This is a genomic window from Bacteroides sp. 1001302B_160321_D4 (genome assembly GCF_015667765.1).
GTDB classification, from domain to species: Bacteria; Bacteroidota; Bacteroidia; order Bacteroidales; family Bacteroidaceae; genus Bacteroides; species Bacteroides xylanisolvens.
This window is the reverse complement of record NZ_JADPLO010000095.1, coordinates 1-17000: the sequence shown is the minus strand read 5'-3', so window position 1 is coordinate 17000 and position 17000 is coordinate 1. Positions and strand designations below refer to the sequence as shown.

General features: G+C 41.2%; 9 protein-coding genes. All 9 read right to left on the bottom strand.

Annotated elements, in window-relative coordinates; translation table 11 throughout:
• Positions 1 to 104 precede the first annotated feature (104 nt).
• The 9 genes from KFO40_RS23970 to KFO40_RS23930 all read right to left on the bottom strand — a co-directional run bounded on the left by KFO40_RS23970 (position 105) and on the right by KFO40_RS23930 (position 16735).
• The gene (locus tag KFO40_RS23970; protein ID WP_211146869.1) at positions 105 to 3425 is read right to left on the bottom strand and encodes an MGH1-like glycoside hydrolase domain-containing protein; all 3321 of its coding nucleotides are present in this window, start codon (positions 3423 to 3425) and stop codon (positions 105 to 107) included.
• Between the two features lie 31 nt (positions 3426 to 3456).
• The gene (locus tag KFO40_RS23965) at positions 3457 to 4380 is read right to left on the bottom strand and encodes a glycoside hydrolase family 43 protein (RefSeq protein WP_004327277.1); all 924 of its coding nucleotides are present in this window, start codon (positions 4378 to 4380) and stop codon (positions 3457 to 3459) included.
• 205 nt (positions 4381 to 4585) lie between these two features.
• On the bottom strand, positions 4586 to 5254 hold the full coding sequence (locus KFO40_RS23960) for a DUF3826 domain-containing protein (RefSeq protein ID WP_004300481.1): 669 nt from the start codon (positions 5252 to 5254) through the stop codon (positions 4586 to 4588).
• A gap of 2 nt (positions 5255 to 5256) precedes the next feature.
• Positions 5257 to 6996, bottom strand: a complete 1740-nt coding sequence (locus KFO40_RS23955; protein WP_008770997.1) for a thrombospondin type 3 repeat-containing protein — start codon at positions 6994 to 6996, stop codon at positions 5257 to 5259.
• A 326-nt stretch (positions 6997 to 7322) separates the two neighbouring features.
• Complete coding sequence (locus tag KFO40_RS23950; protein ID WP_211146868.1) at positions 7323 to 8177, bottom strand: DUF6261 family protein; 855 nt, start codon at positions 8175 to 8177, stop codon at positions 7323 to 7325.
• 447 nt (positions 8178 to 8624) lie between these two features.
• Positions 8625 to 10817, bottom strand: a complete 2193-nt coding sequence (locus tag KFO40_RS23945; RefSeq protein ID WP_211146867.1) for a RagB/SusD family nutrient uptake outer membrane protein — start codon at positions 10815 to 10817, stop codon at positions 8625 to 8627.
• A gap of 12 nt (positions 10818 to 10829) precedes the next feature.
• Complete coding sequence (locus tag KFO40_RS23940; RefSeq protein WP_004311797.1) at positions 10830 to 14216, bottom strand: SusC/RagA family TonB-linked outer membrane protein; 3387 nt, start codon at positions 14214 to 14216, stop codon at positions 10830 to 10832.
• Positions 14217 to 14245: 29 nt separating this feature from the next.
• Entirely contained in the window at positions 14246 to 15682 is a 1437-nt protein-coding gene (locus KFO40_RS23935; protein ID WP_008640536.1) for a DUF4992 family lipoprotein, read from the bottom strand.
• Positions 15683 to 15841: 159 nt separating this feature from the next.
• Positions 15842 to 16735, bottom strand: coding sequence for a sugar phosphate isomerase/epimerase family protein (locus KFO40_RS23930; RefSeq protein WP_117808909.1), 894 nt, complete (start codon positions 16733 to 16735; stop codon positions 15842 to 15844).
• Positions 16736 to 17000: the final 265 nt, after the last annotated feature.

The window sequence follows — 17000 nt, the reverse complement described above, 5'->3', positions numbered from 1 at the left end:
ATACAATTATGCCCTTTCAGGGCGCAAATTCAGATTGTCGCTTTTACGTAGGGCGTTGCCCTACGCTATATAATTAAACCCTTTCAGGGCACTCCGCAAAATTATCATTTAAGTGCATTTTCACAAACGATTTTTGTCAATGTATTCGCCTGCCCTACTTCCTTACCATCTACAAAAATGCGCAATCCTTTTCCGCAATGATAGCGATCACCATTCTTATCCCAAAGAATCGTCAGATTATGACCATGATATAATACATTATCCAGGCAGAACCAATCCCACTTGTCAGCAGGAATTAAGGGGTTCACTTCAATCGTATTATCCAAACGCGGACGAAGCCCGATCGATCCTGTAATTATCAGGTCGTTGAAAGTGGAATGGTTATAATAACGGCTACGTTCCTGATCTCCTTTCAGCCAATAACCGGTCACCTCATCCAAATATTCACCAATATAGGGACGACCACGATGATACTGTGATTCCACATACAATTCCATCTGACGGAAATATACACTGTCAGACAATACAGTCTGCGGATAATTATTCATAAAGTTAGCCATTGCTGTCAATGTCTGTGCGGAAGCAAACGGCCAGATAGCACCGTCCCATTCACATTTGCCTACTCCACGTGTACGGAACTCCGGATGACGACGTTCTGCAGTTGTCAATCCATAAGGAGCAGAGAAGCCTTTTTCATCCATAATTTCTTTCCAGGCAATTTCATACTTTTGGGTGGTATCCGGCAGGTTGAAATACCAAGGAATATATCCGATTGCTTCACGCACATTCGCGGAAGAGTCCGTACGCATCGTCTCAAAAAACTGATGACGTGTATTCCACAATTCATTTTCTACCAGATTTTTCAAAGTATCCGCTCTCATGCCATATTTCATAGCCATCCCCTCATCACCGGAAAGGATTCCCATACATGAAAGTGCTTTGGCATTGCCATACATATAACTATTAATTGTCGGCCGGGCATATTTCTTCTTCCGCCCGCCACTGATTGATTCTTCCATACCATCCTGTACGTCACCCTGCCAATACAATCCGTTCTTCAAACGGTTTGTACGTTCCCAACGCTGATATTCGGTTTCCAGATCTTTCTTCATATCCAGCAGATAGTCCTTATCACCATCTACCATGTAACGAGCCAAAACAGCATCTGCGTTCCATGAGCTGAACTTATCCATTTTCTTCATCGGACCGCCATCATTGCCACGATACCATGTATGAATAATCTGATCCAAATATTTCGGATCACGCAACCAACGGCTTTCATAAATGTGATGTCCAATTGCACAGGCAATCAAATTATATTTATCTGAATAAGAACGCTGAACGAGAAACTCGGTCATGCCATAGCCAACAGGAGTCTCCTTGATATGCTTACGCAATGACCACCAACGATAATAATACATTTCTTCAAAGTTATGTTGCGGACACTCGAACAAAGGAATATTTTCCTCCATCCATTCCGAAGCCTTTGCATTGGGAATTGCCTGAACAATATTTTCGTCTTCCATACCGTTGAAATAGTCTGCATAATGACTGAAGTCAGCATACTTTAAAAAAGCAGAAGACGCATCTTTATCTGCAGAAGATGTTTTCACATTGGCAATGCCATATTCAGCCAATGGATCTTGCGCACCTGCATTCGGCAGATCATAAGTCTGGTCGGCAGGAGTATCTACAGTCGGGAATGTACGAGGTACGCCAGTACGGAATACGATTCGCTCCACAGCAGCCACGGGCGCATAGAACATACGCAGCCCTACTCTCTTGCCATCTACATATACTTGAATATTACGATCAACAGTAGAAAGGACTGCTTCTACATGATAAACCTTTCCTGCTTCATATTTCATCATATTTGCAAACCGGGAGCCGCCTTTCAATCGGAAAATGCCATCATCAGTAAGTTCCATACGAGAACAGGCTATTCCATTCTCATCCAGAAATTCAATCTGGAGTGTGCCTTTATTATTCTGGCCGGCTTTCAAATCAAATGATACTTTCAATTCTTTAGAAGCCGGAATTTTACGTTCCACTTTGGCATAATCAAACGGATCTTTATCCTGCAACTTCAACCATTGATCCTCCAAAGAAACAGGAGCCCAAACCGGAGAATAAATATTCCAGTCAGTCAGTTCCGCAATTGATTTATTTTTAGAGAAATCATCATCCGCATGTGCTGAAGCATTTATTTCCACCGGGACAGGAATACGGGAAATCCACATATCTTCCTTGTTCACACTGTAAGAAACCCACAAATCACCATCGGCAGGTACCCCATTGCCTTCCTGAATACCACGTGGATATTGAGGACCGTATGATTTATAATTTCCTCCATAACGCATGGGAGTGATTTCACCATGCACCAGATTCAATGTTGTATATTCCAATCCATCTTTACTCAAAGATATAGCCAGCGGCCAACGAAATTCCGACGGATTATATACAGTAGCGTATGTACCATCACTTAAACGCTGTCCCCAAATTTTCGCGTTGCTATTAACGAAACCTTTTGCACGAAGCACAGGCTCTGCCCAAGTATGTCCGCCATCCTCACTGATAGAGGTAAGCGCATGTTTCCAAAGACTGGCAATACGTCCATCCGGCAATGTATAACAATTGAATGCTTTGTATCCTTTCTTCAGCGGGAGAATAGGATCTTCACGGTCGGCTTCTTCCACCCACTGCATCATATACAGCGGATTGTCAAGAATTTCCTGGCAAGCCTTCACAAACTCACGATCCTTGCTTTTCTTAAAATACGGATAATCAGTATTCTTTTCATTAAATCCATGATTATAATAAATGAAATAGATCGGTCCGTAAGAACCGTCTTTCTTTATTTCACGAACCACCCGGCCAATACCGTTTCCATCATTGGGATCATCTTTTTTATCCAAAGCAACTCCATAATTTCCCATTGTAATCAGCTTGCCGGATTTAGAAACATAGAATCCGACACGCTGGTGCATAATGGCAATCAGATCTTTGGCCTGCACACCCGGACGAGACTCTTTGGTGTATCCATCGGGAACTTGATAAGGAGGAAACACAATTTCCGGATTTGTCCAGCGATATCCATCCTTCGATGTCATCAGAAAAGTCTGTGAAGGCGGTACGTGTTCGTCAGAAGGATCTGCCAGGTATTGATAGAGAAACTGTCCATTCCAATAAGCCAGCATCGGCTGATGATTATACGTCCATCCATTGCCGTTCGAAGCATCGGGATGTTCACGATTGGCACGTACCAACTGAATGTTATGTACTCCGACTACCGGAGACAGTTGTCCGTCGTGACAAGCAGGGTTCGATAATTCTTTTCCTGTATAATGAATTCTATCTTGTGCAAAGGCTGTAGTAGTCAACCAACCGGCAGCCAGTACAAAAAGAATTTTAGCAGAGTTGTTCATGATTTATTCTGATTTAAAATTGTTTCCGGGTTTATTTCTTTTCTTCCAGCAATGTTTTTACGACTGATTCCGGAGCCGTAAATATGGTTCCATGCTTATGCCCTACAGGGATGCTTACCTCTTCTGTTACATCTGTAAAGTTCCGGAAATCCTTCGTACGCATAGCGCCATATATTTTTTTCTTATATACATCAAAATAGATTAGATAATCGTCTCCCACTTTCTCTACAGACGGTCCTTCTACAAAGGATTCAGTGAAAGGTTGGGATGCGGGCGAATAAGGACCGGTCATAGAATCGGAAAAAGCGATTTTCAGATTACGTTCCGGTCGGGTGTTATCCTTGAGTACCATTACATAGTCATTCTTTGCCCGTTTCACGATAACGGCATCAATGGTACTGAATCCCGGATCATACAAAAGTTTTGCTTTCGAGACGGTTTTAAAATCTTTTGTAGTGATATAGTATAAACGATGATTATTATTCTCTTCTTCTATCCCCTTTTCGAAACGCCCGGGAACACAGGAAGCCCATACGACCATAAACTGATCGTTCTCGTCGTCATAGAAAATTTCCGGAGCCCATACATTAATAGTAGTCGGTTCGTCTGCCATTACAGGAATCATCTGTTGTTCCGACCAATGGATCAGATCTTTGGAATGTGCGTAGCCAAATCCTAAATCACCTTTCCAACTTGTAGTCCAGACCAAATGGTAGGTTCCATCCGGAGTACGTACCATCGAGGGATCCCGCATGAGCTGGTGCTGTCCCAGTTCCGGCTTTAGCCAAACTCCCGGAATACTGTCCCAGTGAATTCCGTCCTCACTATATAAGTATCTCAACCCCTCATCAGCCGGTTCATGAAACGAAGTGAACATGTAGTAGTCTTTGTTCCCCCCACAAGAAGCCAGAAACAGAAGACTTATTGCGGCTAATGTATTTCTTAACTTTTTCATTTCTATATTCTATATTTGTATCTTTTATACAGAGGAGACGATGGAAAGCGCCGTTTGTACTCAAATATACTAGAAGAATCAATAGATTCAAAATTTATATACGATAAAAGGGCGACTCTCCGAGCCACCCTTTCCACCATCAAACAAACTAACCATTTACAATGGGAAAGAATTTCACTTCTTTTTATAGTATCTTATTTTTTAATTATATAGAACCTCCACGGGCTTTTATACGTTTATACCATTCCTCTCGTTCTTTCTTCAGGTCATATCCACGTTTAGCCAGATAGTTGTTGATACGTCCTTTGTATTTTCCGAAAGCAGCATGTTTCTTATTCGAATTTTCTGCATCCAACGCAAATTCACGTGCCTCTATCAACCAAGCATAGATTTGAGCTTTTTCTTCTTCTTTCAAAGTAGGGATCATGTCCAGATGTGAGTCATAAGTCACTTTTACTACTCCATAAGTCATGCCATCCTTAACGGCTTCTATTTGCTTTTCATCAAGAAAGAGGGATAAATTGGCAGGAAAAGCGAAATGTGAACGATATAGCGCCGCATCTTTTTCATTTTCCGCAGCTTTCAAAGCTTCATTTTTAGCCTCACCAGTCAACCCGGATTCTTTTACTTTCTTGACTTTCGCATCCCGTACCTCATAAATATCATTTAATTCGAAGTAACGATTGGCTATGACATTGCGAACATCTTCGGCTATTTTCGCATCTGTAAGTCCGAGTTTATCAACGATCTTTTGTGATCGGCCGACAATAGACTTTACATATTCAGGATCACGATTCTCTTTATTTAAGTCGACTGCCTGCGCAGACATCCAACCGGAAATAAAAAGCAATGATAGTATCAGTATCTTTTTCATAATTACATTAATTTTCCTTTTTCAGCCAATGTATCGTAGTTGTTTTTCATATCTCTCCAATCTACTTTATGCTTTGTGCTGATACCGTTGATATATTTTTCAATATTCGTATATCCGTCACCAGTACAGTCTTTATTGGCATCACTCGGATCGTTCGGATTTAATCCGTTAGCAATTTCCCATTCGTCCGGCATACCATCTTTGTCTGTATCAACATAAGGAGTACCTTTGTATTCAGGATAACCACCCATCTGGCGAACATCAGTAATAATACCCTGCTTATAAGAATCTTTCGGCAAACGACGATACTTGAACTGTCCGTCTTCTCCCATTGACTTAGGAGACAAACCTGTCAAGTCACCATAAGCGTCTTTAGGAAGTTTCTTTTCATAATAAGGAATACCTGTTCTTACTTCTTCAATCACACGTTCGTCAACAATATCACGACAAGGAATATTCGCACCTACATGTTTCAATACATAGTCATAAGCATCTTTAGCTCCCATGATATTGATATACGGCATTTCGAACGGCTGGTAGCTACGCATGTATTCAGTATATCCGTCAGTGTTTGGTTGAGTTTCAATCTGAATACCGCCATTCCAGTTATCTTTAGTTATTTCAGGATAGCCTTCCATTATATTTCCGTCGGCATATACTCGCCCATATTCTTTATGATCCAGCTTACTACGTCCTGCTTCCGGTTTCAAGATACGATGTCCCACATTGGAATCCTTAGGAGTAGCAGGTCCCGGTTTGTAGTAGTTGTTAATCATATTGAACATCGCGGTATAATCACCACCATCGGAAGAACGGTGCACCCAATTGAATACTACATTATTAACGAAATTGAATATACCATTCCAGCCGATAGAAGGATTACGTCCGGAGTTACTAGCCCAAAGGTTACGGGCAAATGCACAGTTCTCACCACCTAACGTGCTACCAAACGCATGATTGTATGTATCCAACGCTTTTGCCGAGATAGTATTTTGAATAGTTACGTTTACAGTAGGAAGTTTCAAGTCTTTGCTTTCATATTGTCCTTCACTCGGGTCGTACATGTGGCGATAGAAAGAAATGTTCTCATCCAATCCCCATGTACAGGAGCAGTGGTCGATCATTATATTACCAACAGGATTACCTCCGAAAGAGTCATCACGATGCCATACTTTCGTTTCTCCACGACGGAAACGCATGTGACGTACCACCACATCATGTGTATCTACCCAAAATGATTCTCCAGCAATACAAACACCGTCTCCCGGAGCTGTTTGTCCGGCAATAGTTACGTAAGGAGCACGGACGATAATCGGAGATTCCAGACGGATGATACCAGCAACATTAAAAACGATAATACGTGCACCACCAGTTTCACATGCTTCACGGAAAGAACCCGGTCCACGATCATTCAGATTTGTGACAGTTATCACTTTACCTCCACGACCACCAAAACTGTACATACCACCACCTTCAGCACCTGGGAATGAAGGGATATCAGCCTGTGGCAAATCGTACGGACGACCAGCCCAAGGAATATATGGACGTCCTTCTCTAGCTTCTTTTTGTACTATCGGCAACGCTTTTGCCCATGCTTCATCAGAGCGTTTCCGCTCTTCAGTCATCATTTTTGTATAGTTTTCTTTGGCTTCGCCAGATATTTGTGGGTATTGCGCCCATGCAACGGTCGGAGTCAACATTGTTGCAGCAAAAACTGCTAAAAGTACCTGTTTCTTCTTCATTTTTATTTGGTTTTGTGAAGTTGTTAATTCAAAAATACAATAATAAGACGAAAGAAGAAAAGATTTGTAATCAGTGATGATGATCTTTTATCAAATGCGGGGGAGAGAAACGACTTTCCAGTCTCCAATGGTCCGTGTAGTACTATCGAGAATCACTTTGCTGAAAAGTGTCTTTTTCTGCCGGTCATTTCTCTATCGGAAGAAAAAACGACGAAGGAAGGAATGTGTCACACACGAAATCCGAATAACCGGAATAGCTTGGTGTAAAAGAAAAGAGGGAATCTTAAGATTCCCTCTTTTCACATTTTCTCTTCTATTGACTGCCGTCAGAGAGCCGGATCGGGAGCTTCGCCACTGTCGCTGCCACCGGAAGGAGGAGTTACTCCACCGCCTTCATCAGGAGCGGGAGTTTCACCTTCACCAGGCGTTATCGTTCCGTTGCCTCCGGAAGGCTTTGAGGGAGCCGTAATACCTTTACGACGATTATAAGCAGCTTTTGTTTCGGCTATGACTTGGTTGAGAGCAGTAAGAAACGCTGAAGCTTCCGTTATGGAGGGAGTCAGTATATTGACAGCGGTTATGTGCATCACCAAGTCATCGTAGAGTGAATCAAGCTGCGCACGCACAGTCTTTGAGTCCGCAACCGATTCTGCTGTACGAGTAACGGAACGGGCGTCTGTCAGTGCCGAATAGTTTTTATTGGCGGTTTCGAGTGCCGTTAATATGGCATCCAAATTGAGTGCCGTAACGGCGGTTTTCACGGCTTCCTTGCGGAAATCAAGCAGTAGTCCGCTGATGGCTGCCGTTTCCTCCATATTGCGCATGCGTGCCAGTCCGGTATAAGGGCGCACCGTGATTTCCAAGGTATTATATGCATCTCGTTGCGCTGCCAACGGTGAGTTTTTGGCCGCACGGACAGTAGCCAACAAATAACTGACATACGAATCGCGTTCGGCATCCAGTTTCAGTAAATCCTTTGTTTCGGCGTTGGCCGTGGAACGGTTCACTAGGTCTTCCATTTGTACCAACTTCGGCTTGATGCTGTTCACGATGTTTGTTACTGTCAGTTTGGAAATACTTCCTGCGGTGAGGAGTGTCAGCACACGATTCATGAAATTGGTGTACTCAGTGTTGTTCAGTTGTGACAGTGTGATACCGTCTGCTTTTTGATAACTTCCCATAATTTTTTCTTTCGGGATTCATACTTGTTCTATCTATCTCTGAAAAATTCGAAGTCCGGACAAGCCCGCGAAATGGTTGCTGTAAATTCGTGGACGTTTTGCATACCTGTGAAAGCATTTTTTAAAATTTGCAGGCGTTTTTCAAGCTTGCAAAAGCGATTTAAAAAGTTTTCCGGCATTTTACAAGCTTGGGAAAGCGTTTCTGGAAGTTTGCAGGCATTCAGCAGGCTTGGGGAAGCGTTTTGAGAAGTTTGCGAAGGCAAAGATAACTAAAATCAGCTGATTTAACGAACAAAAATTCACCAATTCCTGCCGTCTTCTCAAAGAAAAGAGGGAGGAACCGGTGAATTTCTATGGTTTTCGATGCCGAAGCATCCTGTGATTCATCTCCGATGTAATTATCCCTGCACCGAAATGCAAGGTTCTTATCGAAGGAAGTTGAGTTTTTTATTCAGCCAGCGGGTCAAAAGTACCGTTTGCGCCACCGTTGTTGTAATCTCCCCAGCCGATGGTTTGCAGCAATGTACTATTATTACCCTGGATACCTTGATGGAAACCAAGGATATAATACCTTGGAAGGAACGCGATATACAATGGAGAATGGCTATCATCATAAGAATCGCCTTTCTTTGTCTTACGGGTCAAATAATTTGAATAAAATTCTTTCAGCCTATCCTGTTCGCTGGCAAGATCCTTTCTCAAATCCATTGCAGCCGGACGGGTAATTCCAGCTTTTACTAACGGATCGTCGTCAACATTTGTTCCACCAATGCCACCGTTTACAGTTGTACGGAATTCAAAATTCTCGCGACGTTGTCCGTTGAGTGGCTTAAAACCAAGATATGTACATGTGTTTCCACCCCAGCCAGTCAGTTTCCAAGTAGCAGGCGCACCTTCAGGAAGTTCTATGCCGCCATCAAACAACATCCAGCGACGCATATCATCGAAACGTTTTCCTTCGTATGCCAATTCAATTTGACGTTCATACATGATAGCTGCCATACATTTAGCTTGGTCACCGTCCAAACCTGCTTCCAATCCATAATTATTTTCAGCTTTATAACCAACACGAGCACGGATTTTTTGTAATTGATCAACGGCAACTCCCATCTCACCCGCATTACATGCTGCTTCTGCATAATTAAGTAATACTTCCGCATATCTAATCTCCATATACGGCGCGGCAGAACGTGTGAATCCCCCGGACTTTTCATCATAGACATAACGGGCAATAGCATTCACATCTCTGTCATCAGAGCGTTTACGTACATAAAAACCTTTTACATCATTAAGGAGACCATCAGCGCCATAGGTCACACTGCTATTGGCTTCAATATCATCTACATAAGCTGCATCCGTATACCAGGTATAGTTCCAAAGTTCATAATCAGGACCATTGTGCGGGTATCGGTTCCCTTGTGTCGTAGGATTACCGACAAACGACCAACGAACTCCCGGGAAAGCGAATGTACGATAGAAGCGCGGATCACGATCGACGAAAGGAAATTCGCGATAATAAGGTATATCTGATTTAGTTAACGTATTGTATGTTTCACAAGTTGCAGGTATCTTGCCGTCAGACATAGGAAACATATCTACCAACATGGCGGAAGGTGTTTTGCCACCTCCTCCTCTAGCATTGTACGGCCGGATGCCATTTTCCCACGTATTATTTTTACGATAATCAGGAACTCCTTCCGTCAGCGTGTTGTGGAGCGTTACAAATACAGCTTCTTGACTCGGCACTTCAGTAAAAAGACTAGCCCAACCGGAAGCGTTCACACCGGGATTACTTTCATTAGCCAAACCATATCCGGCAGCCGCCAGCACGTCAATAGATCTTTTTATATCATTGTAAGCCTGTGTCCAACGGGACAAATCATTGGAGCGATTAAATAGCGGACTGGCATATAGTACACGTACCCGACCCAACAAAGCCACTGCTGTACCGGAAGTAACACGACCGTAATTATCACCCGACATCCATTGTCCGGCTCCCGTAAAAGGTGCTAACAATGTTTCAGCTCTCTCCAAATCATCACAAATAAATTTGAAACAATCCTTTGCGGAAGAACGGGGAACAACAGAACTTTCAACAGGTTCCTGTACTTCCGTAATGATGGGCACACCACCATACCATTTCACCAAATTATAATAGCACCATGCACGAAAAAAGTAAACCTGCCCCAACAACTCATTCTTTTCTTCCTGAGAAAGCGTGCTTCCTTCAATGCCTGCAATGACATCATTAATATTACGAATACGTCCATAAGCGGAAGTTATAGGATCACCTTTCGTTCCTTCAAAGTAATCAGGTACAGGATTATTTCCGGTTTGATAAGTTAACGGCTTGAGTGGATCGACAAAAGCGCTGAATCCACTATATTCTTCAGTCGACTTAGATTGGTCGTCTGCTAAACCGGTACTGTTATACATTGAACTGGGAGTAGCCTTAGGATCTGGCAGACATACTCTATAAACATCTGCTACACGTCCTAGTGCACCACTCCAATAATTATAAGCATCGGCAGTAGTGCTATCAAAGTTCTGCTTGTCTTGCATGAACTGGTCGCTACAAGAAGTAAACGCAGTCATCGCCCAAAAAGCTACGCTGATACGGAATATATTTTTTCTTTTCATTTTACTGTTCTTTTAGAATGTTAAATTAACACCAATCGTGAATTTACGCAGGGTAGGATAATTCCCATAAGTAGTCATCGGATCAATAAAATTATCCGGATAAGGATTATAGAAACTTAATAGATTCTGTCCTGTAATGTTAAAACGGCAACTTTCGATACCTATCATTTTTGTATATTTTGACGGTATACGGTAAGCTAATGTAACGCGATTCAGTTTGACACGTGTTCCGCTTACTCTCCAGAAAGAAGAAGTTACTGCATTCACGCTGCCCCATCTCAAGTTCGGATATTTTCCATTGCGATTGGCTTTCACCACTACATTACCTGCTGCATCTACTACGTCGTTATACACAAACATATTGTCTGTAGTCCAGAACGAAGGCATATTTGCATATTCCAAATCATTATACTTATTAGCCGATGTTCCTTGGTTTCCTAAAGAAATTGCATCATCAGGCAAGAAACTATAACCACCCCAGCTCGCATTAAACTGAGCTGTCAAAGAAAGCCCCTTCCATTCTGCGTTCAGGTTCATTGTCATGCTGTAAGGATTGCTTCGATTAGATAACCGTACTTGGTCATCTTCAGAGCTAACCACACCATCCGGTCCGGCGTATGTACCATCATCTTGTCTGGCTCCACGCACGTCTTTATAAATCAACATACCCGGTTTTACATCTTCTTTAACGTTACCCATATAGGAAGTAATATTGTACTTGGCAAAATACTCGTCAATATCCTGATAGCTGCGGAACATACCGATACACTGCATACCCCAGATGCCTTGATCCAAACGATCACCCTTCTTATAGCTCTTATAAGTAGGCTTCTGATCCCAGTCTCTTACCAAAATCTCATTATCACTATACCCGGTGTTCAACTGAATTTTATACTTAAAATCCTTACCTATCTTGTCTCTCCATGTAGCAGACAGTTCAACACCATAAGTATTCAATTCTCCATAATTCACTTTCGCAGAATTAGCTCCCACTGTAGATGGAACAGAGGCATTATAACTAAGCAACATCTCACGGTTCCATTCATAGTAAGCGTCAATATTGAATGATAAACGATTATCGAGAACATTGAAATCAAGCCCCAAATTACCTTTATAAGATTTATCCCAATGAGCATCCCGATTGATTGCTGCATTGTTTTTATTCATTGTGAGGTGACTACCGGCATTGGCCTCTGTACTAGTGCCAAATACTGGCCCTTTATCCTTATCTGTTCCGTAAGTCTGCAACCATTGCCATGCTGTTGTATTATCACGACCGGTCAAACCAAAAGATGCACGCAACTTTAAGTAATCAATCCATGTAACGTTCTTAGTAAACCATTCTTCTTGTGAAACCACCCAACCAGCAGATACTGACGGGAAAAATCCCCAATAATTTTCAGGAGCAAACTTGGTGGAAGAATCCGAACGAAGCAGGAACTCCAGTAAATATTTGTTATCATAAGAATAATTCAAACGACCGATATAAGATAAATTACCCGACTCAAAACGAGTGAATTCTGTACTAGGAGTACTATTCCAGTCTACCGAATTAGATTGTCCTGTCGTAAATTCGTATGGGTTAGTAACCATACCGTACAAATATTCTGTTTCTGATTCAGACTTTTCAATGGAGAATAAACCTCCTACAGAATGTAGTCCGAAATCCCTATTATATGCTGCAGTAAAGTTCATCTGATAGTTATCCGAACGAGTCATGGAACGAGACAAATATCCAGTAATATCACTTGTACTGGAGTTAACCACCGGTTTTCCACTATTTGCCAAATAAAAACTAGTATTTTCAAATGCACTGTTATCCGCTCCTTCAATTGGAGTATACAAATGTTCTCCACTACCAGAACGAGTCTCCAAATAATAAAGATTATAAGAAGTACCATAATCATTTGTCTTATTCGTATTGACACTCTTCGAATAAGTAAACTTCAATTTCAGTCCTTTCAACCATTTATTCCATCCGAAATCGTATTCCAACCCGGCATTAATATTCATGTTTGATGTCATGTTTCGTTTATAGTCGCCATTATTCTGAAGTACATTGAAATTGTAATTCTGAATATTACTTACCGATGAATTAGTAGGACCGTAAGCAGCTACCGCATATTCACCCACATATTCGGGAATATAATAAGGATGTGTCAACAGCGTATTGTAATCTTTCTCTGCAGACGAACCTCCGACCTGATTCAGAGGAGTATTTTTCTTTCCATAATCACCGGAGACCTGTACATTCGCTTTTATCCACTTGCTGATTTTCACATCTACACCAGCACGGTAATTCCAACGATTGTAATCCAACTTACCTAAGTTACCATCCTGATCAAAATAAGAAATTCCGGCAAAATAACTGGCTTTTTCAGTAGCACCGCTCAGGTTTACACTATGCTGCTGCGTCAATGCGGATTCCCAATATTTATCCAGTAAATCATAGTGCAAACTTTTCATGGCATTCAACTCATCCTGCTGAAAAATAGCTCTTAACGGATCAATACTTGTCTCCGTCGGGTCAGCCATACGTACTGCATTCCATAACTTGCCATACTCATACGCATTCAACATCTTAGGACGAGATACTTCATCTGTAATACCAAATGTTCCATTATATGAAATTTTAGGCGCACCTAACTTTCCCTTTTTTGTGGTTACCAGAATAACACCATTTGCTGCACGAGCACCGTAAACTGCTGCAGAAGCATCCTTCAAGATAGAAATACTTTCCACAACTGATGGATCTAAGTTGTTAAACGCTTCCGCACCCAAATTAGTATAAGTACTTCCCACTTTTACTTCCGTAGGATAAATGTAACCATCAATAACATACAATGGCTGCAGGTTGGTACCTCCCATTTCTTCCAACTCACCATTCTGACGAATAGTAATCGTAGCGTTTTGTCCCGGACGAGTATCACCTCCGTTTACAGAGATACCATTTGCCAAACCGCTCAATGTACTGGCCAAACTTCCACTTGAAATATCCTGAATATCATCAACGGGAACAGTGGCGATAGCACCAGTCAAATGCGCTTTCTTCTGCGTACCATAACCCACAACTACAACTTCATCCAATTGCTGCGTATCTTCCTTCAAGATGATCTTTGTCAATTTGAATGGAGCAGAAAAACGTTGTGGTACATATCCTATATAAGAGATTTCCACTTCCTTACCATCAGGAACATTCAATGTGAAATTTCCATCTAAATCCGTTATTGTTCCCACTGTTGTTCCTACAACCTTTATGGCAGCTCCAATAATAGGTTGCTCGGTCTCATCCAGCACAACTCCTTTGAATGTTTTAGTATTCTGTGCTATTGTCGGCAAAGCCATCACAAAAGCTAGAAGCAGGCTGATACTGATTCTATATATATTCTTATGTTTCATCTTTATCGTATTCTAGATTTATTATCTTTTTAATTTAACCAACGCGGGTCGCCACTACCATGAGCAAATACTTCGGGAGCACTCGGAGTAAAATCACCGTTTGCAGCATCAGCGAATCCCGGATCCACGCCATAAGCAGAATTGCTCTTATCACCATCCGCACGATTTGAAGTCTCATCCAGTGGCAATGCGCCATTGTACCAATAACAGTTATTTTCAAAAGTTGCAGCTACCTTTGTACCCTGCATTCTTATACGACGATTGAAATTTCCCGAAAATGAGTCAATAAACAAATTGTTCTTTGAAATTACCTCATTATGTGTCTGTGACCAACCATTGCCATTAAAACTCTGTCCGGAATAGGAGAGATTATAGAATGTATTGCTTATAAATGTCATCGATCCTCTTGACCAACCATCATAACTGGTTGTTTGTCCACCTCCATAACGTAAAAAACGAGAACCGTTTTGGTTATGACTATAAATCGTAGAGTTACTTATTTCGAAGTCTTTCACAATCGAACTGCTAGAGTTAAAGTTTATCAGGTCAGCAGCTTGATAGCAATCTATTACACAATTTCTGATTGCAAAATTTTGAATACCATACTTCTTTCCGTTAATGTGAACTAAGTATTTTCTAACAGCCTTGATATTGCAAGATTGAATAACCATAGGATTAGTTACTTTTCCATGATCGGTTCTCTTTGTATCCAATATCTCTTCCGGAACATCACCAAACTTTAAAAAAGCCCCATCTGTCACTACATCACAATCAAAGTTGATAAACTTCAAGGCTAATCCTCCACCACAAGTAATAATAGAAGCCGGAGCAGTGAATTTCACATTCGCATTCCCGCGTGTTTTATTTCCGCGCAACTGTACATTATTTACGCCAAAGTTCAAATCTCCTGAAATATAATACGTCCCTCCTGCTTCCAGTTCGAAAGCAACTTCTGTATCTTTTCCCGTAGTCACCGGATGTTCAGCAAAATATGTAGTCAAGTCTGTACCATTAGGAACAAGCGTTGCGGCAACAAGTGTAGACCAACTGATTTCAGTGGCGGAAACGGAAGCTGTATTATTCAACTTTTCATTCCCCAATGCTGCAATCTCAACCTTATAGTTCGTATCTTCTACCCAAGGACATACTACAGCCGTCCCGTCTACAATACTGTCCTTCACTACAGCTACAGGATGATCAGGGTCATCTACAATGTACATAGAAAATTTATAACCACCTGCCCCCATAACAACAGACCAAGTAACTTTTACATTATTTTCAGTTGTAGCCAGTTTTTCAAAAGCCACATCCGATGCTTTCGGCGAATCCAATTGCGTATTCGTCACGCCACCGGAGAAGGTTTCTTCATCAAAACCATCTCCAGCACAAGAGCCCATAAATAAAATCATCGATAAACAAGCTATGCTCCCGACAACTTTCATTTTAATCTTCATCTTACTCTTCATAGATTAAATTTTAATTTAAACAAAAATAATATATTATATCTTCAAAATCTAAAAGTTCTTTTAAGGAAAGACGTACAATCAAAAAATATGTAATCACTTAAAAGAATAAAAAAATAGATTTTGCACTTTTTTCTCTCTTAACTATATCATAATATCCTCCTATCTCTGTTGAAACACCTCTTTCAAATACTTAATATTCGTACCATAATTCTTTTTCACGTTCCGCACGTCATTCTTGTCACGCGAACGTTCTACCACCAGCCATCCACTCCATCCCATCTTATCCAGTGTCTTTTTCACCTTATTCATGTCCAATCGTTCATTATAAGGTAAAGTCACTCCATCTGTGTCCGTACAGTGAATCTGGCAAATCCTCTTTTTCCCCAGAATCTTCAACTCCTTGCACAAATCCCTTCCATTCTCCAATGCATTTTGAAATTTAAAATAAATCTTGATTCCGGGAGAATTAATTTCTTTCAGTAGTTTCACATCTCCTTTTGCATCCAGTTGAGTTTCAATACCAATCACCACTCCTTCAGAAGCTGCCATATCTCCTACCTCCTTCAAGCGTTTTACAACTTCTGTCCGTAGTGCCGGAATCTTTTCCCATCCGGCTTTGATTCCTCCCAAAGGAAGAAAGGCTACTTTGGCATTCATCACTTTCATGGCATGAAGGCAATCCTGAACTAAATCTTTATAATTAGCTCGTTCCAGAAAAGACTGTCCATAGAAACCGGACATAGCAATAGAAGAAACTTCTAATTGATATTTTTGAGCAGTTTCACGAAATAATTGCTGGAAATGGGGCTTGCGCAATTTATTATCAAACATTTCCCTCTTGCCAAGGCCACCCATATCCAATTCTACACCGTCACCATTCAATTTATGTACCAATTGGAATGAACCGATTTTCTGACGTTTCAGAATCATCCAGTCACATACGGCTATTTTATAACGTTGTTCCTTTTGCTGCGATCCGGCAATTGCCAATAGAGGAAAACACTCTGCAAGTATCAATATCCAAAGGATATGTTTAAATAAATTTCTTCTCATTTTTTATTTTATTGCATACGATTTACATAGTAGACGTATGGAATAGATTTTTGTAATCACCTATAAAACAGAGAATAACTAAAAATACTACGGAGTATAATTTAATAAAAGTAAGATAGTGACGGTATCCAAGACAAATAGTGACGCTATCTTGGTCCGATACCGTCACTATCCCGGGCATATACCGTCACTATTTTCGAAGAAGTAATAACAGAAGTAAATGTAAAAAAATGGGCTGCCGGACTATTAGAAGTCCGACAGCCCT

Bases quoted from the DNA above. Each gene is read 5' to 3' on its own strand.
- KFO40_RS23970 (WP_211146869.1), bottom strand. From the start codon at position 3,425: ATGAACAACTCTGCTAAAATTCTTTTTGTACTGGCTGCCGGTTGGTTG.
- KFO40_RS23965 (WP_004327277.1), bottom strand. From the start codon at position 4,380: ATGAAAAAGTTAAGAAATACATTAGCCGCAATAAGTCTTCTGTTTCTG.
- KFO40_RS23960 (WP_004300481.1), bottom strand. From the start codon at position 5,254: ATGAAAAAGATACTGATACTATCATTGCTTTTTATTTCCGGTTGGATG.
- KFO40_RS23955 (WP_008770997.1), bottom strand. From the start codon at position 6,996: ATGAAGAAGAAACAGGTACTTTTAGCAGTTTTTGCTGCAACAATGTTG.
- KFO40_RS23950 (WP_211146868.1), bottom strand. From the start codon at position 8,177: ATGGGAAGTTATCAAAAAGCAGACGGTATCACACTGTCACAACTGAAC.
- KFO40_RS23945 (WP_211146867.1), bottom strand. From the start codon at position 10,817: ATGAAAAGAAAAAATATATTCCGTATCAGCGTAGCTTTTTGGGCGATG.
- KFO40_RS23940 (WP_004311797.1), bottom strand. From the start codon at position 14,216: ATGAAACATAAGAATATATATAGAATCAGTATCAGCCTGCTTCTAGCT.
- KFO40_RS23935 (WP_008640536.1), bottom strand. From the start codon at position 15,682: ATGAAGAGTAAGATGAAGATTAAAATGAAAGTTGTCGGGAGCATAGCT.
- KFO40_RS23930 (WP_117808909.1), bottom strand. From the start codon at position 16,735: ATGAGAAGAAATTTATTTAAACATATCCTTTGGATATTGATACTTGCA.